Source organism: Nocardiopsis sp. SBT366, assembly GCF_001083815.1.
Classification (GTDB): Bacteria; Actinomycetota; Actinomycetes; order Streptosporangiales; family Streptosporangiaceae; genus Nocardiopsis; species Nocardiopsis prasina.
In genome coordinates, this window is the sequence record NZ_LAVM01000003.1 from 75,375 (window position 1) to 95,280 (window position 19,906).

At 70.5% G+C, this 19,906-nt stretch carries 15 protein-coding genes; 4 read left to right on the forward strand and 11 right to left on the reverse strand.

Annotated elements, in window-relative coordinates; all coding sequences use genetic code 11:
• Position 1: 1 nt before the first annotated feature.
• Together ADX84_RS01650 and ADX84_RS01655 are read right to left on the reverse strand one after the other, a co-directional pair.
• Positions 2 to 847 carry a neutral zinc metallopeptidase gene (locus ADX84_RS01650; protein WP_049566206.1) on the reverse strand — a complete coding sequence of 282 codons (846 nt, stop codon included), beginning with the start codon at positions 845 to 847 and terminating at the stop codon, positions 2 to 4.
• Positions 848 to 1,723: 876 nt separating this feature from the next.
• Positions 1,724 to 2,497 (reverse strand): TetR/AcrR family transcriptional regulator, encoded by a 774-nt coding sequence (locus ADX84_RS01655; protein WP_049566209.1) that lies wholly within the window; start codon positions 2,495 to 2,497, stop codon positions 1,724 to 1,726.
• 150 nt (positions 2,498 to 2,647) lie between these two features.
• On the opposite strand from ADX84_RS01655, the gene ADX84_RS01660 reads away from it, so the two are divergent.
• Positions 2,648 to 4,864 (forward strand): MMPL family transporter, encoded by a 2,217-nt coding sequence (locus ADX84_RS01660; RefSeq protein WP_049566212.1) that lies wholly within the window; start codon positions 2,648 to 2,650, stop codon positions 4,862 to 4,864.
• Positions 4,865 to 5,035: 171 nt separating this feature from the next.
• A complete protein-coding gene (locus ADX84_RS01665; RefSeq protein ID WP_049566216.1) occupies positions 5,036 to 7,222 on the forward strand; it encodes an MMPL family transporter in 2,187 nt (728 codons plus the stop codon).
• On the opposite strand, the gene ADX84_RS01670 is transcribed toward ADX84_RS01665, so the two are convergent.
• From ADX84_RS01670 to ADX84_RS01685, 4 genes are all read right to left on the reverse strand, one after another.
• Positions 7,223 to 7,684, reverse strand: a complete 462-nt coding sequence (locus ADX84_RS01670; RefSeq protein ID WP_049566219.1) for a MarR family winged helix-turn-helix transcriptional regulator — start codon at positions 7,682 to 7,684, stop codon at positions 7,223 to 7,225.
• Between the two features lie 55 nt (positions 7,685 to 7,739).
• The gene (locus tag ADX84_RS01675) at positions 7,740 to 7,967 is read right to left on the reverse strand and encodes a hypothetical protein (RefSeq protein WP_199776445.1); all 228 of its coding nucleotides are present in this window, start codon (positions 7,965 to 7,967) and stop codon (positions 7,740 to 7,742) included.
• 141 nt (positions 7,968 to 8,108) lie between these two features.
• The gene (locus ADX84_RS01680; RefSeq protein WP_049566226.1) at positions 8,109 to 10,202 is read right to left on the reverse strand and encodes a 3-hydroxyacyl-CoA dehydrogenase NAD-binding domain-containing protein; all 2,094 of its coding nucleotides are present in this window, start codon (positions 10,200 to 10,202) and stop codon (positions 8,109 to 8,111) included.
• Positions 10,199 to 11,374: an acetyl-CoA C-acyltransferase gene (locus tag ADX84_RS01685; protein WP_199776448.1), complete on the reverse strand. Its 1,176-nt coding sequence runs from the start codon at positions 11,372 to 11,374 to the stop codon at positions 10,199 to 10,201. The genes ADX84_RS01680 and ADX84_RS01685 overlap by 4 nt, the downstream gene beginning before the upstream one ends.
• A gap of 216 nt (positions 11,375 to 11,590) precedes the next feature.
• Between ADX84_RS01685 and ADX84_RS01690 the strand changes: the two genes are divergently transcribed.
• Positions 11,591 to 13,423, forward strand: a complete 1,833-nt coding sequence (locus tag ADX84_RS01690; protein ID WP_049566232.1) for an ABC transporter ATP-binding protein — start codon at positions 11,591 to 11,593, stop codon at positions 13,421 to 13,423.
• Between the two features lie 25 nt (positions 13,424 to 13,448).
• On the opposite strand, the gene ADX84_RS01695 is transcribed toward ADX84_RS01690, so the two are convergent.
• The 4 genes from ADX84_RS01695 to ADX84_RS01710 form a co-directional block, all read right to left on the reverse strand.
• Positions 13,449 to 13,952, reverse strand: coding sequence for an FBP domain-containing protein (locus tag ADX84_RS01695; RefSeq protein WP_049566235.1), 504 nt, complete (start codon positions 13,950 to 13,952; stop codon positions 13,449 to 13,451).
• 182 nt (positions 13,953 to 14,134) lie between these two features.
• A complete protein-coding gene (locus tag ADX84_RS01700) occupies positions 14,135 to 15,121 on the reverse strand; it encodes a tetratricopeptide repeat protein (protein ID WP_049566239.1) in 987 nt (328 codons plus the stop codon).
• 209 nt (positions 15,122 to 15,330) lie between these two features.
• Positions 15,331 to 16,578, reverse strand: a complete 1,248-nt coding sequence (locus tag ADX84_RS01705) for an HRDC domain-containing protein (protein WP_049566242.1) — start codon at positions 16,576 to 16,578, stop codon at positions 15,331 to 15,333.
• Positions 16,579 to 16,705: 127 nt separating this feature from the next.
• Positions 16,706 to 17,281, reverse strand: coding sequence for a DUF3000 domain-containing protein (locus tag ADX84_RS01710; protein WP_026129726.1), 576 nt, complete (start codon positions 17,279 to 17,281; stop codon positions 16,706 to 16,708).
• A gap of 352 nt (positions 17,282 to 17,633) precedes the next feature.
• Here ADX84_RS01710 and hemE point away from each other — a divergent pair, with 352 nt between their 5' ends.
• Positions 17,634 to 18,602 (forward strand): uroporphyrinogen decarboxylase, encoded by a 969-nt coding sequence (gene hemE / locus ADX84_RS01715; protein ID WP_234003816.1) that lies wholly within the window; start codon positions 17,634 to 17,636, stop codon positions 18,600 to 18,602.
• Positions 18,603 to 18,803: 201 nt separating this feature from the next.
• On the opposite strand, the gene ADX84_RS01720 is transcribed toward hemE, so the two are convergent.
• Positions 18,804 to 19,874 (reverse strand): DUF4349 domain-containing protein, encoded by a 1,071-nt coding sequence (locus tag ADX84_RS01720; protein ID WP_049566248.1) that lies wholly within the window; start codon positions 19,872 to 19,874, stop codon positions 18,804 to 18,806.
• Positions 19,875 to 19,906: the final 32 nt, after the last annotated feature.

Sequence of the window (19,906 nt, forward strand, 5' to 3'; positions counted from 1 at the left end):
GTCAGGTGACGTCCCCGGCGGAGGCGTCGTAGGTGTTGCAGCCGCCCACCGTCGGGCTGGTGTAGCCCGACTCCAGCCAGTACGCGCGGTTGGCCGCGCTGCCGTGGGTGTCCAGGTCGCCACCACCGTTGAAGTGCAGGTTGACCACGTCCAGGGCGTCGCCCTCGGGGTCGGTCAGGCCGCGCAGCCCCACCCCGGCCATGCACTCGGCCTGGAGTTCCGTGCGGCGCAGGGTGTCCAGTTCGTCGGCTTCGCTGCCCGCGCTGCGACGCAGGTCGTGGGAGATGCTGAGGATGCCGGTCGCGTACTGCACGTGGTGCGCGTACTCGTGGCCCATCAGCGCGAGCCACACGTCCGCCTGGTGGGTGTCGGGGATCTGCTCGCCGACCTGGCGCACGTTCGGCAGGACCACGGTGATCAGGCCCCGGTCGCTCTCGTAGTAGGCCAGGGTGAAGGAGTCCTCGCTGTCCGTCTCCAGGGACTCGTCGGTGACGGTGATCTCGGGCAGTTCGGGGTCCAGCCCGAGCTCGCCCATGACCGGCGCCCACAGTTCGTTCAGGCAGGTCCCGGCCTCGTTGGCGAACGCCTCCCAGGAGTCGTCCGAGTCGGTCCGCAGTTCCGGCAGGCCGCAGTCGACGGGTTCGGGCATGGGCACGTCGTAGAGCGGGTGGTCGACGATGTCGACCTGACCCGGGTTCGGCTGGGCGTGCAGGGTGCTGTCGTAGAACGACGTCAGGTCGGTGCCACCGGTGGACACCTCCTCCTGCGGGGTGTTCACCGCGATGACCACGCTGGCGACGAGCGAGACCAGGGCGACCGAGGCCGCCGAGAACGCACCCACCAGCACCGCCCGGCCCCTGTCGCGCGGAGGCCGTGGCGGCACCCCCCACTGCGCAGGGCCCTGGTGCCACTGCGGCTGCGGGAAGTGCCCGGGATGCTGGTGAGGAGGCGCCCCTGGCGGCACGTTGCCGGGGAACTGCGCCGGGCGGGGCTGTCCCTGCCACCCGGGAGCCTGGTGCGTCGGCTGGGGCCACCACTGGTGTTGCGGAACCCGCGGCCCGTGCGGGGCCGACTGCCCCGGGGCGGCCTGTGGTCCCGGCGGCGCCCACGGCGCCTGCGGGGCGTGTGGCGGCTGGGGCCCGTACGTCGGGTTGTTCGGGTGCGCTTGGCGACCGGAGCGCGGCGGCTGTCCCTGGGGGGTTCCGGGCGCCTGGTGACCGGGGGCCACGGGCGGTCCCGGCGCCGGCCCGGGCCGCTGGTCCTGTGGCGCCTGGATGGGTCTCAGGTGCCCTTGGGTGACCTGTGGAGCGTGCGGCAGGCGGGATTCCTGGGAGGCGTCGCCCGGTGCTGTCTGGGGACCCTGAGGCGGCTGCGGTGTCTGTGGGGCGAGCCTGGGTTCCTGGTGTCCCAGTGAATTGGGGGGCACCTGAGGAGTCTGTGGGGTGTGCGGCGTGGCCGAGGGGCCCGGAGCGTTGGGCGGCCGGGTCCTGGGCGGGGGAGGGGCGTCGTGGCCGACCCTGTCCGGTCGTTCGGGCGGTCGCTGGTGGGCGCCGGTCCGGTCCGGGTGGGGAGGATTCTCCCCGGGCTGGTCAGCTCCGGTTCGGTTCTCCACGGGATCGTCCTCGTCTTCGCGCCTACACGGGAGCGGCGTGCCGGATTCGTACCAACGAATCCGGCAATATCCGCAGACCTCCAGTATGGGGCTTGAACGGGTGGGTCCCGGTCAGGTGCCCCCCGCCTGCTGGGGCGGGGAATAGCGAACCCCGAGGTCCTTCGCCATGTTCTGAAGCTCGGACTCGAAGAATGGTTCCATGTCCCGCACGACGAAACTCAGATGTTGGAACACTTCCATGCAGACCACCCCATAGAGGCGCACCCAGCAAGCGGTGAGTACCATGACGGCACCCTCGGAGATATCGGGTGAGGTGACCCCGACGGATTCGGCGAAGGAACGCAGTTCCGGGCGGAGCGCGTTCGGGATCTCCTCGTCGGCTGGCAGCGGGAAACGTTCCTCCGAGACCAGTCGGTCGAAGAGGGTGAAGAACGTGGAACCGAAACGACGGCCCGCCTCCAGGGCGCGGGAGATGTCGGCCTCGGGGTCCAGGCGGGTCCTCGGCCCGAACATCACCGAGAACTCCGCCTGATGGGTGATGGCCCAGTTCCGGAAGGCGCGCAGTGAGACGAGGATGCGGCCGTCGGTGTCCTCCACGGGCATGCTCGCGTCGGCGGCGGAGACCACGTCGGCCAGCTCCTCGTACATCTCAGCTGTGATCAGCACGAGCAGCGCGTCGATCCCCGGCACGTAGCGGTACAGGCCGGGCGCGGTCATGCCCATCTCACGGGCGATCGCGCGCAGGGACACCCCGACGACCCCGAACTCCACGAGGTGTCTGCGGGCGATCTCCTTGATCTCGGCGAGTGTGGCTTCGCGCACACGTTCGCGGCGGCTGAGGGTGCCCCCGGCCCGATGCTCGCTTGTGACCGGCGGTTTCGTCATGTGCTGCGGTACACCCCGTCTCACGCGCCAGGGTCGAGGCGCTCTCGTTCTCTAGGCGATATTGACATCGTAATGCCTGCACGCTTTAGTGAACACCGTTAGCAAACAGTGTTCACGAACATGACGAGTGTTCGCTTGAAAGGGCGGCCCATGCCGACACACACGGGGATCTTCGGCCGACTGGGGCTCGGTGCCCACCGGGGCCGATGGTGGATTCTGGCGCTCACGGGGCTCTTCGCGGCCTTCTCCGTGGTGTGGGGGCTCGGCGTCTTCTCGGACGTCAGCCAGAGCGGGTTCGAGGACCCCGACTCGGAGTCCTCACGGGCCATGGACGTGCTCCAGGAGGAGCTCGGGCACGACGACATCGACGTCATCGCGGTCTACCGCAGTGACGAGATGACGGTGGACAACCCGACCTTCGCCAAGGCCGTCCAGCGCATCGCCGACGACCTGCCCGAGGACGTCGTCACCGGGTACGACCTGTACCTGGACGAGGAGCTGTCGGAGGTCGAGCGCGGCATGCTCGTGTCCGAGGACATGCACTCGACCTACGTGCCGGTCACCCTCGCGGGCCAGACGCACGACGAACGTCTGCACCAGTTCGAGGCTGCGGCGCGCGCCCTGGAGTCCGGGCCGCTGGAGACCCACCTGGGCGGCCCGATCGCCGTCGAGCACGAACTCTCCGAAACAGCGGAGAGCGACATCATCCGCGCCGAGCTCATCACCCTTCCGGTCCTGCTCCTGCTGCTGGTCCTGATCTTCGGCGGTCTGGTCGCCGGGTTGGTGCCGCTCGCGGTCGGAGGCCTGGCGATCCTCGGTTCCCTCACCGTGCTGCGCGCCCTGACCTCGGTGACCGAGGTGTCGGTCTTCGCCATCAACGTCGCCACCTTGCTGGGCCTGGGGCTGGCGATCGACTACGGGCTGTTCATGGTCAGCCGTTTCCGCGAGGAGCTGGGCCGGGGACGCACCGTCCCGGACGCGGTGCGCCGCACTGTCGACACGGCCGGTAGGACGGTCGCCTTCTCCGGTGTGACGGTGGGCATCGCCTTCGCTGGCCTGTTGTTCTTCCCGCAGCCCATCCTCAAGTCCATCGGCTTCGGCGGCATCGCCGTGGTGGCCTTCGACCTGATCGCCGCCCTGGTGTTCCTGCCCGCCCTGCTGGCGGTGGTCGGCCGCCGGATCGACCGGCTCAGACTGCCCCTGCCGCGTCGGACCGTGACCGGCGTGATCGACGAGAACGCGGGGGCCTGGGCGAGGTTCGCCCGCACCGTGATGCGCGGCCCCGCAGTCTCCCTGGTCGCGGTCGGCTGTGTCCTGGTGGCCTTCAGCTCCGGCCTGGCCTCCACCCAGTTCGGCTCCACCGACCAGCGCTACCTTCCGGTCGACGCCTCCAGTCGGATCGGCACCGAGTCGATGGCGGAGGACTTCCCCGCCGGGCAGGTCGGCAGGCTGCACGTGGCGGTGCGCGGTGACAGCGACGAGGGGCAGCTCGACGAGTACGTGGAGCGCCTCGACGCCCTGCCCGGCGCGGTCCGCACGAGTGTCGCCCGGACGGCGGAGGGCGTCGCGCACGTGGAGGTCGCCTACCAGGGCGCCACGGACGACCCCGAGGTGCAGCAGCTGGTGCGCGACGTGCGCGCCGACCCCGGGCCCGAGGGGGCCGAGGAGACCCTCGTGGGTGGCGTGGCCGCCATGCAGCTGGACAACCTGGACGCGATCGTGCAGGAGGCTCCGAAGACGGTCGCGTTCATCATCGGTTCCACGCTGGTCCTGCTCTTCCTCGCCTTCGGTTCCGTGGTGCTGCCGGTCAAGGCGGTCCTCATGGGGGCGTTGTCGCTGGGCGCCTCGCTGGGCGTGGTGATCTGGGGTTTCCAGGAGGGGCTCTTCGCCGGGCTGCTCGGCTTCGACGCGGTGGGCACCATCGACCCCACGTACCTGGTGCTCATCACGATCGTCTCCTTCGGGTTGGCGATGGACTACGAGCTGTTCCTGCTGAGCCGGGTGCGGGAGGAGTACCTGCGCAGCGGGGACAACACCCGCTCGGTGGCCCTGGGCCTCCAGCGCACCGGCCGGATCATCACCAGCGCCGCCCTGTTGCTGGGTGTGGTGCTCGTGGCGATGGGTACCTCCGGTCTCCTCTTCCTGAAGATCATCGGTATCGGGCTCGCGCTCGCCGTGCTGGTGGACGCCACGCTGGTCCGGGCGGTCATGGTGCCCGCCACCATGCGTCTGCTCGGCGACTGGAACTGGTGGCTGCCGCGTCCGCTGCGGTGGTTGCACGACAGGATCGGCATCTCCGAGGGCGGTGACGACGAGGAGGCGACCGCTCCCGTCGAACAGCGGGAGAAGGTGACCGCGGGCGTCTGACCAGCCCCGATCGCATCCCCAGGACCCCGTCCGGCCCCGTGCCGGGCGGGGTCCCCGTGTTGCCGGGGGAGCGCTTCCCATAATCATAGTTAGTACATACGATATGTTCGCTTTATCAATCAGGGATCGGTGCACCTGACCCGGCGCCACACGCACTCTCCAGGAGAAGTCATGGCCGCCCCACCCGTCACCACCCCCGCCCGACCATCACCGCTTGCCAGGCTTGGCCGCACGGTCGCCCGCCACTCCGGTCGCGTCCTGCTGCTGGCCACGGCCGTCGCTCTCGCCGCTCTCTTCCTGGCCGCGGGAGTCCTCGACCGCCTCCAACTCAGCCGCTTCGAGAGCCCCGGCTCCGAGTCCCACCAGGTCGAACAGTCCCTGGAGGAGGGCTTCGGCACCGGCAAGCACCACTTCCTGCTGTTGGTCACCGCCCAACGGGGCACCGTCGACTCTCCGGAGGTCGTGGAGGCCGCCACCGGACTCGAACGGGAACTGGCCGCCCGTGACGGTGTCGTCGAGACCGCCTCCTACTGGTCGCGCGACGGTTCACCCGCGATGCGCTCCGACGACGCCACCCAGGCACTGGTCACCGTGCGAATGTCGGGGTCGGTCACCGAGGCCCGCACCGCACTCGCCGACATCTCACCCGACTTCACCCGCAACGACGACGCGATCCGCGTGGAGGTCGGGGGAGGCGACGAGATCTTCCGCCAGGCGGCGGCCCAGGCCCAGAGCGACTTCGTGCGCGCCGAGATCATCATCCTGCCGCTGGTCTTCGCCCTGCTCCTGCTGCTCTACCGCAGGGTCTCCGTGGCCGCGCTCACCCTGGCCATGGGGGTGTACTCGGTGGTCACCACCCTCGCCCTGCTGCGCGGGGTGGCCGCACTCACCGAGGTGTCGACCTTCGCCGCCAACCTCACTCTGGTCATGGGGATCGGGCTCGGAGTCGACTACGGCCTGTTCGTGATCACCCGGTTCCGAGAGGAGCTCGCCCGGGGCCACGGAGTTCCCGAGGCCGTGGAGCTGGCCGTGGCCCGAGCCGGGCGCACCGTGGTGTTCAGCGGCCTCACCGTGGCGATCGCGCTGTCCTGCCTGATGCTCTTCCCCTTCCCCTTCCTCCAGTCGTTCGCCTACGCCGGAGTGGGCGTGGTCCTGACCTCCGTGGTCGCCGCCCTGGTGGTTCTGCCCGCCGCGCTCGCGAGGGTGGGGCACCGGGTCCGGCCCCGCAGCGAGCCGCGCGCCGACCGGGGTTGGTGGCACGCCACCGCGCTGCGGATGACGCGCCGCCCCCTGCTCTACGGTGTGCCCGCCCTCGGCCTGGTCCTGCTGCTGGCACTGCCCGCGCTCGGTATCAACTTCGGCCTGCCCGACGCGCGCGTCCTGCCCGAGGGCCACTCCAGCCGCGACGTCCAGGAGCAGATCGAGGCGGGCTTCTCCCAGGAGGAGATGGACGCCGTGCACGTTCTGGTCGACTCCACGGACACCGCGACGGAGGAGGTCGACGCCTACGCCGCCGCCCTGTCCCGGGTGTCCGGGGTGGCCCAGGTCGACGCCCGCACCGGCACCTACCAGGACGGGCGGCTCACGATCACACCCGGGGACGCCGCCGAACGCTTCGGCCCGGAGGGGGCGACGTGGTTCTCGGTGGTGCCCGCCTCAACGGCGCTGGAGGACGCCTCCGGGTTCATCGATCTCCTCCGTGACGTGCCCGCCCCGGCCGACACCGCGATCGGCGGTTACCCGGCCGACCTCACCGACTTCGGCGACGCCCTCCTGGAACGGGTGCCGCTCGTGGTGGGGATGATCCTGGCGGTCACCTTCGTACTGCTGTTCCTGATGACCGGGAGCCTGCTCCTGCCGCTGAAGGCGATCCTGCTCAACGTGCTCAGCCTGGCGGTGATGTTCGGTGTGATCGTCTGGGTGTTCCAGGAGGGCCACCTGTCCGGTGTCCTGGGGTTCACCGCCAACGGAACCCTGGAGGTGACCTTCCCGATCCTGATGTTCTGCGTGGCCTTCGGGCTGTCCATGGACTACGAGGTGTTCATGCTGGCCAGGATCAAGGAGGAGTACGACCTGACCGGCGACACGACGTCCGCTGTGGCGGCCGGGCTCCAGCGCAGCGGCCCGCTGGTGACCGCCGCTGCCGTGGTGCTGGCCGCCTCCTTCGCGGTCTACGCGACCTCCAGCGTCCTCTACCTGATCATGCTCGCGGTGGGGATGGCGGCGGTGATCCTGGTCGACGCCACCCTGATCCGGGGCGTGCTGGTCCCGGTCACCATGCGCCTGGCCGGTCGGGCCAACTGGTGGGCTCCCGCGCCCCTGCGCCGCATGCACGCCAGGCTGGGCCTGAGCCACTGACTACTCGGTCTTGGTGACCCGGGGGTGCGCCGCCACGAGACGGCCGGACAGCTCGTGCAGGGCGGCGCGCTCGTCCTCGTTCAGTTCGGCGAAGAACGCGCCCTCCAACCGCTCGGCCTCCGCGCGGGCCCGCTCCAGTACCTCCAGGGCCCGTGCGGTGGGGGTCACGATGTAGCGCCTGCGGTCCCGGGGGTTGCGCACGCGTTCGACCAGCCCCTGCCGTTCCAGATCGTCGACGACCCCGACCATCACGTTGGGGTCGATGCCCAGGGCGCGGCTCAGCTCCTGCTGCGAGGGGTCGGCCATGGACGCCGTCGCCGCGAGCACGTGGAACTGGCGTGGGCTGACCTCCAGTTCCTCGAAGGCCGACGCGGTGGTCGCCTGGAGGAGCTCGCCGAGCTTGATCAGTCGGAACCCGGTCAGTCGCCACAGGGGGGAGACCCACCCACTCGCCTCGTTCATGGCCGCATTCTACTTTCGGCCGACCGCTCGTCCCGGGCGGTCGGCCGAATCCGCCTCAGTCCCGCAAGACCTCGTCGACGGAGTCGACGCTCAGGGCCCGGTCGAACCAGACGTCGAGTTGTCCGAGGTCGCGGCAGGCCGCGATCCGTTCCCGCGCCGCGTCGTCGGGGGACTTCCCCCGGGCCTCGAGCACACGCAGGACGGACTCGCTCTTTGCTTCGGCCCTTCCCTCGGCCCTGAGGCTCTCGGTCCAGGCACTCGTGTACTCGTAGGTGTCCGTCATCATGAGCTCCTCCAAGGCCCGCTGGCCGTTGCTGCCGGTTCCTTGGAAGCATGGTCTCGCGGACCGACCGGGTCGTCCCCTGTGACACGAAAAGGACCCGGCCCCCTGGTGGGGGGACCGGGCCCTTGGCGACCGGGGAGCCTAGAAGGCCTTCGGGGCGCCCTCGTGGAACGGCTTGCCGTTCACCTCGGTGGACACACCAACCTTGTCCAGGTACGGGGTGATGCCGCCGGTGTGGAAGGGCCAGCCCGCGCCCGTGATCAGGCACAGATCGATGTCGGCGGCCTCGGCCACGACACCCTCGTCCAGCATGATCTGGATCTCCTTGGCCATGGCGCGCAGGGCCCGGTCCAGGATCTCCTTCTCCTCGGAGGGGGAGTCCCCGCCCTTGAGGAGTTCCTTCACCTCGGGGTCGATGGTCAGGTCCGGTGCGAAGATCTCCGTCCTGCCCGCCTTGACCACGGCCTCCAGCTGCGGCGAGACCGCGAAGCGCTCCGGGAACGCCCCGTGCAGGGTCTCGGCCACGTGCAGACCGACCGCCGGGCCGACCAGCTGGAGCAGCATGAGCGGCGACATCGGCAGACCCAGCGGCGCGACCGCGCGGTCGGCCACCTCGGGCTCGGTGCCCTCGCCCACCGCGGCCAGGACCTCACCCATGAACAGGGTGAGCAGGCGGTTGACGACGAACGCCGGGGCGTCCTTGCACAGGACCGAGGTCTTCTTCAGCTTCTTGGCCGTGGCGAACGCCGTGGCCAGCGAGGCGTCGTCGGTACGGTCGCCGCGCACGATCTCCAGCAGCGGCAGGACGGCGACGGGGTTGAAGAAGTGGAAGCCCACGACCCGCTCGGGGTGCTGGAGCTTCGACGCCATCTCGGTGATGGACAGCGAGGAGGTGTTGGTCGCGAGGATCGCCTCGGGGGAGACCACGGCCTCCACCTCGGCGAACACCTGCTGCTTGACCTCCATCTTCTCGAAGACGGCCTCGATGACGAAGTCGGCGTCCGAGAAGGCGTCCTTGGTGAGCGAACCGGAGACCAGGGCCTTGAGGTGGTTGGCCTTGTCCTGGTTGACGCGCCCCTTCTTGAGGAGCTTGTCGACCTCGCCGTGGACGTAGTCCACGCCCTTGTTGAGGCGGTCCTGGTCCAGGTCGGTCATGACGACCGGCACGTCCAGGCGGCGCGCGAACAGCAGGGCCAGCTGCCCTGCCATCAGACCGGCACCGACGACGCCGACCTTGGTGACCTTGCGGGCCAGCGACTTGTCCGGCGCCCCGGCGGGACGCTTGGCGCGCTTCTGCACGAGGTCGAAGGCGTACAGGCCGGCCTTGAGCTCGTCGCTCATGATCAGGTCGGCGAGCGCCTGGTCCTCGGCGTCGAAGCCCTCGTCGCGGGTGGCGGTCTTGGCGGCGGCGACCAGCTCGACGGCGCGGGCCGGGGCCGGGGCGGCGCCGTGCAACTTGCCCTCGACCACGAAACGGGCCATGTTGACCGCGTTGTCCCAGGCCTCGCCCTTGTCGACCTCGGGACGCTCGACCGTGAGGTCACCCTTGACGACCTTCGCGGCCCAGCGCAGGGACTCCTCGACGAAGTCGGCGGGCTCGAAGATCGCGTCGGCGATCCCCATCTCGAAGACCTGCTTGCCCTTGATCATCCTGTTCTGGGCGAGCGGGTTGTCAACGATCAGCTTCAGGGCCTTCTCGGCGCCGATCAGGTTGGGCAGCAGGTAGGTGCCGCCCCAACCGGGGACCAGGCCGAGGAAGGCCTCGGGGAGCGCGAAGGCCGGGACGCCGGAGGACACGGTGCGGTACGAGCAGTGCAGCGCCACCTCGACGCCGCCGCCCATGGCCGCGCCGTTGACCAGAGCGAAGGTGGGCACGTCCAGCTCACCGAGCTTGCGGAACACGTCGTGTCCCAGCTTGCCGATGGCCTCGGCCTGCTCGCGGTTCTGGAGCGCGGGGACACCGGTGAGGTCGGCGCCGACCGCGAAGATGAACGGCTTGCCGGTGACGGCCACGGCCACGATGTCCGTGCGCGTCCTGGCCGCCTCGATCGCCGCGTCCAGGCTCAGCAGACCGCCGGGGCCGAAGGTGTTCGGCTTGGTGTGGTCATGCCCGTTGTCCAAGGTGATCAGGACAGCGGTGCCCGCGCCGTAGGGGAGCTCGACATCGCGGGAGATCGCGTTGGTGACGACCTCGTCCTTGAAAAGCTCGCGGGCTTCTTCGATGGCGGTGCTCACTTGCCCCCCTCGTAGTTGGTGTTCTCCCACAGGATGGTCCCGCCCATGCCCAGGCCCACGCACATGGTGGTGATGCCGTAGCGGACGTCGGGGCGCTCGGCGAACTGGCGCGCGAGCTGCATCATCAGACGGCCGCCGGAGGAGGCCAGCGGGTGGCCGACGGCGATGGCGCCGCCCCACGGGTTGACGCGGGCGTCGTCGTCGGCGATACCGAAGTGCTCGAGGAAGGCGAGCACCTGGACGGCGAAGGCCTCGTTGATCTCGATCAGGCCGACGTCGTCGATCGTGATGCCCTGGCGGGCGAACAGCTTCTCGGTGGCCGGGACCGGTCCGACACCCATAACCTCGGGCTCGACGCCCGTGAAGGAGAAGTCGACCAGACGCATCCTGGCTTCCAGGCCCAGCTCCTCGGCAACCTCCTCGGCCATGAGCAGCGTGCCGGTGGCGCCGTCGTTGAGACCGGCCGCGTTGCCGGGCGTCACGTTGCCGTGCGCGCGGAACGGGGTCTTGAGGCCCGCGAGCGACTCCATGGTGGTGCCAGGACGCGGCGGCTCGTCCTGGGTGGCCAGTCCGAAGCCCTTCTCCGCCGAGCGGACCAGGGTCTCGACCAGGTCGGGCTGGATCTTGCCGTCGGCATAGGCCTTGGCGACCTTCTCCTGGCTGCGCACCGCGTAGGCGTCGGCGCGCTCCTTGGTGATGGTCGGGAACCGGTCGTGCAGGTTCTCGGCGGTGTTGCCCATGACCAGCGCGGACGGGTCGACCAGCTTCTCGGAGATGATGCGGGGGTTGGGGTCGACGCCCTCGCCCATGGGGTGGCGGCCCATGTGCTCGACGCCACCGGCGATCACGACGTCGTAGGCACCGAAGGAGATGCCCGCGCCCGCCGTGGTCGCGGCGGTGAGGGCGCCGGCGCACATGCGGTCGATGGAGTAACCGGGGACGCTGCGCGGCAGCCCGGCGAGGATCGCGGCGGTGCGCCCGAGGGTCAGGCCCTGGTCGCCAATCTGGGTGGTGGCGGCGATGGCGACCTCGTCGACGCGCTCCGGGGGCAGGCCCGGGTTGCGGCGCATCAGTTCGCGGATGACGCGGACGATCAGGTCGTCGGCGCGCGTCTCGGCGTAGAGGCCCTTGCCTGACTTGCCGAACGGGGTGCGGACCCCATCGACAAACACGACATCGCGGGCAGTTCGCGACACGATGGCCCCTCCTTCTCCAAGCGTTGGGTGGACTGTATGAGCCCATGCTACTCGCCGGTAACAAATAGTGCGAGCGGCGGGGCCGATCACTTCCGAAGTAGGACGATCGCCCTACCTTCGGCGCTTGTGGGCGCACACGCGATGACGGTTACCTGTGAGTGGACACCTGACGGGGACGACACGGGGACGACGATGCCACGACCTGACACCGAACACCAGGAACTGCTCAGACGGGCGCCCAGGGCACCCCTGCGGCGACTGTGGGAGTACGCCCGGCCCCACTGGCGGATGCTCCTCGTCGGCGGTGCCCTGACGTTCCTCGGCGGCGTCACCGGGCTGGTCCAGCCGCTCATGGCCAAGTACGTGATCGACGCCCTGGGCGGCGGCGCGCCCATCTCCGGGCCGATCCTCGCCCTGCTGGCCGTGGTGCTCATCGGAGCCGTCATCGGTGCCCTGGGCTCCTTCGTCCTCGAACGCACCGGTCAGAGCGTGGTGCTCGGCGTGCGGCGCACCCTCGTGGGCCGTCTCGTCCGGTTGCGCGTGGGAGAACTCGACCGGCTCAAGCCGGGTGACCTGGTCTCGCGGCTCACCGCCGACACCACCCTGCTCCGCTCGGTCGCCACCAGCGGCATCACCAACCTCTTCACCAGCTCGGTCCTGCTGGTCGGCGGCATCGTCGTCATGGGGGTGCTCAGCCCGACGCTGCTTCTGATCACCCTGGGCATGATCCTGGCGGTCGGACTCCTCATGGGGGTCGTCCTGCCCAGGATCGGCCGCGCCACCCAGGCAGCCCAGGCCTCGCTCGGAGTGATGGGATCACTCCTGGAACGGATCTTCGGCGCCTTCCGCACCGTCAAGGCCTCCTCCGCCGAACGCGCCGAGATCGCCGACCTCGACGAGGCCGCCGTGGAGTCCTGGCGCAGGGGAGTCTCCGTGGCCGGATGGACCGCGCTGGCCGGCACGCTGTCCATGCTCGCGGTCAACACCAGCTTCCTCGTGGTGCTGGGCGTGGGCGGCGGCATGGTGGCGGCGGGGAGCATGAGCGTGTCCTCCCTCATCGCCTTCCTGCTGCTGCTCTTCTACCTCATGGAACCCATCAGCTCCCTGGTGCGGTCGGCCACCGAGCTCCAGACCGGACTGGCCGCCGTCCGCCGGATCGACGAGGTCGCCGACCTCGAACAGGAGGACCCAGGGGCCGCTCGCACCGAACCCGCCGCCGCACGCCCCGCCGAGGTCTGCCTCACCGACGTCACCTTCCGCTACCACCCCGAGCTGCCCCTGGTGCACCACGGTGTGAGCTTCGAGGCCTCGGGGCCGGGCCTGACCGCCCTGGTCGGCCCCTCGGGTTCGGGCAAGACCACCGTGTTCTCCCTGATCGAGCGCTTCTACGACGCCACCTCCGGCAGTGTGCGCCTGGACGGCACCGACGTCCGCGACTGGCCCCTCGAGGCTCTGCGCTCGCAGATCGGCTACGTCGAACAGGACGCGCCGGTCCTGGACGGAACCCTGCGCGCCAACCTCACCATGGCCGCCCCGCACGCCACCGAGGAGCAGCTCCGGAAGGTGATCCGCACCGCCCGCCTCACGGACCTGGTCGAACGCCTGCCCGACGGACTGGAGAGCCCGATCGGCCACCGGGGCGTGACCATCTCCGGCGGCGAACGCCAGCGCGTGGCGATCGCCCGTGCCCTGCTGCGCCGCCCCCGGCTGCTCCTCATGGACGAGGCCACCTCCCAGCTGGACGCCGCCAACGAGGGTGCCCTCAAGGCGGTGATGCTGGCGGCGGCACGCGACACCAACGTGATCGTCGTCGCGCACCGGTTGTCGACGGTCACCAGCGCGGAGCGGATCGTGGTCCTGGAGGCGGGTCGGGTCCGCGCGGTGGGTACTCACGCCGAACTGGTCGAACGTGACGGCCTCTACCGGGACCTGGCCGCCGGGCAGCTCATCGCCCCGGAACCGGAGGAGGACGCGGCCCCGGCCGATTCCCCCTCTCCGTTGCCGCCCGCCCGCGAACTCACCTGATCACGGAGCCCGTGTCCCGGAGGACTCAGCCGAGGGTGAGGAAGGAGGAGGCGAAGCGGTCCACGTTGAGGTGCAGGCGCTGGATGCGCTCCTCACGGGTGATGGTCTCCGCTGGCTGGATCAGCGCGGACTCCCGCTTGCCCCGCACGTAGAGCGGGCAGGCGAGGTCCGCGCACATGTACAGGCCGACCGTGTCCCCCTGCCGACCGGCCTTGCCGGGTTTGGGCGCGCTGAACAGCCGAACCCCACCGGCGGGGTGGACCGTCACACAGAACGAGCAGGTCATCGACTTGAAGAAGTTGGCCTTGCGGTTCCCGGTCGGCAGTCGCAGGGCGATCCCAAGGGGTTCCTCGCCGGAGTCGACCACCAGGTAGGCCCGGCCCGGCGCCTTGGGGTCGGTCCAACCGAGGAAGTCCGTGTCCTCCCAGTCCAGGACCGGCAGGGTCGAGGGAAAGCTCAACCGCTTGGTCTCGCCCTTGGGGCAGTTGACGAACGAGGATCGAATCTCCTCGTGGCTCAGTTCGCGCATGGCTCTCTCCGGTGGGGCTGACGACGGACGGATCATGTCAGCGCAGGGCGGGTGGACGCGAATGGATTTCGCACGTGGCTGGCTCCTTCCCCCGCCCGCGGTGCGCACACCCGGGCACGGGAAGGGGCCGGGAACCCCCATGGAGTTCCCGGCCCCGGTGAGCGTCGGGTGTGTCGCCCGGGTCAGAGCAGCGCGTTGGCCTCGCGGTGGCGACCGGCGGCGTTGTAGGCACCCGCCAGGTCGCGGCGAAGTCTCATGGTCAACCGTCTGACCTCCGGGTCGCCCGAGGAGTTGAGCGCCACCCTGTAGGCCTCGCGCAGCACCTCGACCGCCTCGTCCGCCCGGCCCGCCTGCGTGTAGGCGCGGCCCAGCCGGTGGTGCACCGCGAGGGTGTCCAGGTGGCCCTTGCCCAGGCGACGGCGGCGCCCGGCCAGCACCATGCGCAGCTGCGAGACGGCCTCCTCGTACCGGCCGGCCATGCTCTGCGCCGCGCTCATGCCCAGCCGCAGCTCCTCACGACGTTCGGTGGAGGCGACGTCCTCGATGGCCCGCGCGTAGTGGGCCACCGCGGCGTCCACCCGGCCGCTGCGGCGGTAGCACACGGCCAGGCGCATACGCGCCTCCACCGTGTCCTCGTCGGCCGGGCCGAACTGGCTCTCCCGCTGGCCGAGCAGGATCTCCCACTGCGCGGCGGCGTCGGCGGGGCAGCCCACGTCCTCCAGCGCCCAGGCGAGGTTCTCCCGGATGATCTCGGTCCGGGGGTGCTCCTCGCCGTAGACGGCGACGGCCTCGCCCAGGGCCAGCTCGAACTGCTGCACAGCGGCCTGGCGCCGACCCATCTGGGCGTACTTGGTGGCCAGGTTGTTCCGGGCGGTGATGGTGTCCGGGTGCTCGGTGCCCAGACGCTCCACCAGGGACTGGAGGGTGCGCTCCAGCGAAGCCGCCCGCGTCCCGGCCGTGGGGGCCTTGGCCACCGTGCCGGACACGGCCGTCCGCTGGGGCAGCGGTCGCTGCCCGGCCACCCTGCCCGCCGAGGCCGGTACCTGCTGGGGTACGGCGGCGGGTTCCTCGAACTGATCGTCGGAAGCGGGCATGGCGGCCTCGGTCGACTCGACCTTGGCAGAACGCGTCAACCCCGCCTCGCGTAGCAGCGCACGCCAGAACGACAAGCAGACTCACCACATTTCCCTGATCACACGAGCCGAGAGCCTTGTGAGCCCACGATTCGGTACACACCCGTTGACGAAACGGCCCTGAGTTTTCAGAGCACGTTTCTATAACTTAATCGGACAGCGGGCTATGGAACAGGCGTGAACCACCCTCGTGTTGGGGTGAGTTCAGTCACGTCTGGGTTCAAAGCGGCTGAAGAGGGTACTGATCAGCCTTTTTCAGCACCCAGGAGCGCCGTGGCGAGGGGTCCCGCAGTGAGCCCGATCTGCCAGTTCCGGGCGCCGCGTGTGCGCAGGAACTCGCCCACCGAGTCCGCGTCCACGGGCTCCGGCGGAGCCCACGCCAACCTTCGGACGGTGTCCGGCAGCAGAAGGTTCTCGGTGGGCATCACGACGTCCTCCGCGATCCCCGTCACGGTCGCCCGCGCCGCCTCCAGCCTGCGCGCCGCCTCGGGGGCGCGGTCGGCCCAGCGGTTCACCGGGGGCGGGCCGTCACCGGGCGCGTTGGGGCGCGGCAACTCCGCCTGGGGCATCTCCCGGGCCCGGTTCAGCGCCTTCATCCACGTGGTCACGTACCGGCGGGCCAGCTTGATACCGAACTGGCGGATCTTCGTCAGGTCCGTCGCGGAGCGCGGCATCGCCGTGGCCGCCTCCACGATCGCCGCGTCCGGCAGCACCCGCCCCGGGGAGATGTCGCGCTCCTGCGCGATGCGGTCGCGTTCGTACCAGAGCTCGCGCACGGCGGCCAGGGCACGCTGGTTGCGGACCTTGTGGATACCGGAGGTGCGTCGCCACGGATCGGCGCGAGGCTCCTTGGGGGGAGCGGCCAGCACGGAGTCGAACTCCTCGCGGGCCCACTCCAGCTTCCCGGTCTCCTCCAGCTCCGTCTCCAGGGAGTTCCGCAGCTCGATGAGGATCTCCACGTCCAGGGCCGCGTAGCGCAGCCAGTCCTCGGGCAGCGGGCGCTGTGACCAGTCCACCGCCGAGTGCTCCTTGGCCAGACGCACGTCGAGCAGACGCTCCACCATGAACCCGAGCCCGACCCGCTGGTAGCCCAGCAGCCGCCCGGCCAGCTCGGTGTCGAACAGCCGGTTCGGGCGCAGGTTGATCTCGGTCAGGCACGGCAGGTCCTGGTGCGCGGCGTGCAGCACCACCTCGGCGCCGTCGATCGCGGAGTTGAGCTCACTCAGGTCCGGGCAGGCGATCGGGTCGATCAGAGCCGACCCCGAGCCCTCCCGGCGCAGCTGCACCAGGTACGCGCGCTGCCCGTACCGGTACCCCGAGGCGCGCTCCGCGTCCACGGCGACGGGCCCCGAACCCGAGTTCAGAGCGGCTATGACTCCGGCCAGTGAGGCCGCGTCGGAGGTGACCTCGGGCAGGCCCTCGCGCGGCTCCCGCAGTAGGGGCGCCCTCTCCGCGTCGTCTTCGGGTTCGCGGGGGTCTGTCTTGGAGTTCAACGCGTTCGCCACACCACTACGGTATGCGCTGTCGCCACCGAACGCAGATACGGGCCCTTTCGGGATCGGCGGGCGATACCGGCCTCCCAGGTCCGGCGCCGGGGTCGGGGGCGCGTCCGAGGGGTGCTCAGGGGCGGGATCGCTGGCGTGCGATGTCGGTGACGTCCAGCGGCGGGAGCCCCGAAGCCGACGCCAGCAACGCCAGCCAGGCGTTCATGTGCCCGGACAGGTCCTCGGACTCGGGGGTCCACGAGGCGCGCATCTCGACCTCCGTGGTGGCTCCCTCGTGGGCCTTGGTGCCGAACCCCTCGGTGGTGGCCCGGGTCACCGTGCCGCTCAGGGTGTGGTGGGTTGCGCCGTGGGCCTCCAGCGCGTCGGTGAGCCAGCTCCAGGCCACCGGGCCCAGCAGGGGGTCGGTCGCGATCTCCGACTCCAGCTCGGAGTTGGCCTGGCAGACCACCCGGAAGGGGCCGGGCCAGTCGCGGGTGCCCTCGGGGTCGTACAGGACGATCAGCCGTCCCCAGGCGATCTCCTCGCCCTGGACCGAGACCTCGGCGGACACGGCGGCGGAGTGCGGCGCCAGCCGCTGGGGCGAGGGGATCTCCCGAACGGCGATCTCGGGGCGGATGAGGGGAGAGCGCAGGGCCTCGACCGCTCGCCGGAACGTCTCTTGAGCGTTCTCGGCGCTACCGACATCGGGCATGGTGGAAACGTCAGCCTTCATTTGGTGGTGATCACGCGTCCTGGCGGGGGTCGTCGGGACGTGCCCCGCCGATGGTGTGATGGTGGGCACGAAGTCGACCGTGGCACGACAGACCCGCGCGGAGTCGCAGTTCCCCCGGCGTGTCGGTGTTTTGTGATGATCTTGGGACCGCCCGGAAGTCCGTCCGACCCGGTTCGCCCCCGCCCGGCCCGGATCGTTCCCCCGACGGTGACCACCGACTACGTCGATCCGAGTGAGACCACCGGGGCGGGCATGGCACGATTCAAGGGTGACGCTTCAAGAATCTCCCTTCCTTCGCGCCTGCCGGCGCCTCCCGGTGTCCCACACGCCGGTGTGGTTCATGCGCCAGGCAGGGCGCTCCCTGCCCGAGTACCGACGGGTCCGCGCCGACGTGCCGATGCTTGAGGCGTGTGCGCGGCCCGACCTGATCACCGAGATCACGATGCAGCCGGTCCGCCGCTACGACGTGGACGCCGCGATCTTCTTCAGCGACATCGTGGTTCCGCTCAAGGCCATCGGGATCGACCTGGACATCAAGCCGGGTGTGGGCCCGGTGGTCGACGAGCCGATCCGCGACGCCAGCGGGATCAAACGCCTGCGCGAGCTCGAACCCGGTGACGTCCCGTACGTCACCGAGGCGGTCGGCCAGCTCCTGGGTGAGCTCGGTGACAAGCCGCTCATCGGATTCGCGGGTGCGCCGTTCACCCTGGCCTCCTACCTCATCGAGGGCGGGCCGTCGAAGAACCACGAGCGCACCAAGGCGCTCATGTACGGCGAGCCCGAGCTGTGGGACGAGCTCATGCGGCGGCTGGCGACCATCACCCTGGCCTTCCTGCGGACCCAGATCGAGGCCGGGGCCAGCGCGGTCCAGCTCTTCGACTCCTGGGTGGGGGCGCTCAGCGCCGAGGACTACCGTGCCTCGGTGCTGCCCTACACCTCGTGGATCTTCGGTCAGCTGAGCGAGTACGAGGTGCCGCGCATCCACTTCGGCGTGGGCACCGGCGAGCTGCTGAGCCTGCTCAGCGAGGCCGGGGCCGACGTGGTGGGCGTGGACTGGCGGGTGCCCCTGGACAAGGCCGTCCAGCGGGTCCAGCCGGGCACGGCGCTCCAGGGCAACCTGGACCCGGCCACCCTGTTCGCTCCCTGGGAGGTCGTCGCGGACCGTACGCGCGACATCCTGGCGCGGGGCCGCGCCGCCGACGGCCACATCTTCAACCTCGGCCACGGCGTGCTGCCCAGCACGGACCCGAGCATGCTCGAACGCCTCACCGCCTTCGTGCACGAGGAGACAGCCAGCTAGTACCCCCGCTGTGCGAGACCGCGGAGCTCGCGTGCAGCGCACAGTAGGGGAGGCGGCCGCTCGCATGGGTGGCGGCTCGGCCGCCACCGGCGAAAGCATCCAGAAAACACGCCGGGGCGCACCGCCACGCTCACACGCGCCGAGGCCCGGCCCCCGAGTGGGGAGCCGGGCCTCGGCGCGTTCCGGGGGGCGTCGTCCGGGTCAGCCGCGGCCCCCGTCGTCCCTCGTGTCGGGGCCCGTCTCCGTGTCCCGCGCCGGCGCGGCGGTCCGCGCGCCGTCGTTCCCGCCCGGGGCCCCGGCTCCCGGGCTGGCGACCTTCTCGGAGCCGAGCTCCCGGCGGGCCCTGCGGCGTCCGCGCCACGCCCACAGCGGCCAGGCCCCGACCACCGCGACCACCACGGCGAAGGGCAGCAGCCAGCCCACGAGCACGGCCAGCCCCTGCCCCAGGTCCACCAGCGCGCGCCACCCGCGTTCGAGGCCGCCCAGGAAACCGACGGAGTCCCGGACCGGCTCCTCCAGGTAGGTCGTCGGCGGCTGGAGGGTCAGGTGCACCGTCGAGTAGGAGGTCTGGTTGTCCAGAACCCTCAACCGGGCCTGGAGCGCCTCCAGGTCCTCCTGACGCCGCTGGATCTCACCCTCCACCCGCAGGAGGTCGTCTACGTCCCGGGCCTCCTCCAGGTAGCCGCGCAGGGTCTCCAGAGCCGTCTCGGAGGACTCGATCCGGCTCTCGACGTCGGCAACCTCCTCGGTGACGTCCTGCACGGACCGCTCCAGCATGGAGCGGTCGCCCAAGTCGGCGAGGTCCTCCAGCACGCCCTCGTAGTCCTCGTCGGGGATGCGGAGGGTCAGGCGGCCCTCGGGGTGGCCGTCCCGGGGCGTGGAGAGGCTCTCGGACTCCACGTAGCCGTCGGTGTCCAGGGTGAGCCGCTTGGCCAGCTCGGCCGCCTCGGCCACGTCCTCGACGCGCACGGTCATGTCGGCGGTGTGGACCAGTCGCCGGTCGGCGACCTCCACGTCCGTGCCACCGCCCTTGGTTCCTTCCTCCGTCTCCGAAGGGCCCTGCGCGGAGAACTCGACCCCCGCCCCCGCCCCCGCTCCAGCCTCGGCCTCGGAGTCGGCCTGCCGCTCCGGAGCGGTCAGGTGCGCGGGTTCGGGCGCGCCGCTGTCGGAGGAGGTCGCACAGGAGGCGAGCAGGAGGACGGCCAGGCCGGAGGCGACGGTCAGTCCGGCGGTACGGCCCGCGCGGGGCGGCGTCAACGCTGAGGTGTCCATGCCGCTTCGACGCGGCCCGGGCGGGCATCGTT

Coding starts and splice junctions, on each gene's coding strand:
- ADX84_RS01655 (WP_049566209.1), bottom strand. CDS start 2,497: ATGACGAAACCGCCGGTCACAAGCGAGCATCGGGCCGGGGGCACCCTC.
- ADX84_RS01660 (WP_049566212.1), top strand. CDS start 2,648: ATGCCGACACACACGGGGATCTTCGGCCGACTGGGGCTCGGTGCCCAC.
- ADX84_RS01665 (WP_049566216.1), top strand. CDS start 5,036: ATGGCCGCCCCACCCGTCACCACCCCCGCCCGACCATCACCGCTTGCC.
- ADX84_RS01670 (WP_049566219.1), bottom strand. CDS start 7,684: ATGAACGAGGCGAGTGGGTGGGTCTCCCCCCTGTGGCGACTGACCGGG.
- ADX84_RS01675 (WP_199776445.1), bottom strand. CDS start 7,967: ATGACGGACACCTACGAGTACACGAGTGCCTGGACCGAGAGCCTCAGG.
- ADX84_RS01690 (WP_049566232.1), top strand. CDS start 11,591: ATGCCACGACCTGACACCGAACACCAGGAACTGCTCAGACGGGCGCCC.
- ADX84_RS01695 (WP_049566235.1), bottom strand. CDS start 13,952: ATGCGCGAACTGAGCCACGAGGAGATTCGATCCTCGTTCGTCAACTGC.
- ADX84_RS01710 (WP_026129726.1), bottom strand. CDS start 17,281: ATGCCCGATGTCGGTAGCGCCGAGAACGCTCAAGAGACGTTCCGGCGA.
- ADX84_RS01720 (WP_049566248.1), bottom strand. CDS start 19,874: ATGGACACCTCAGCGTTGACGCCGCCCCGCGCGGGCCGTACCGCCGGA.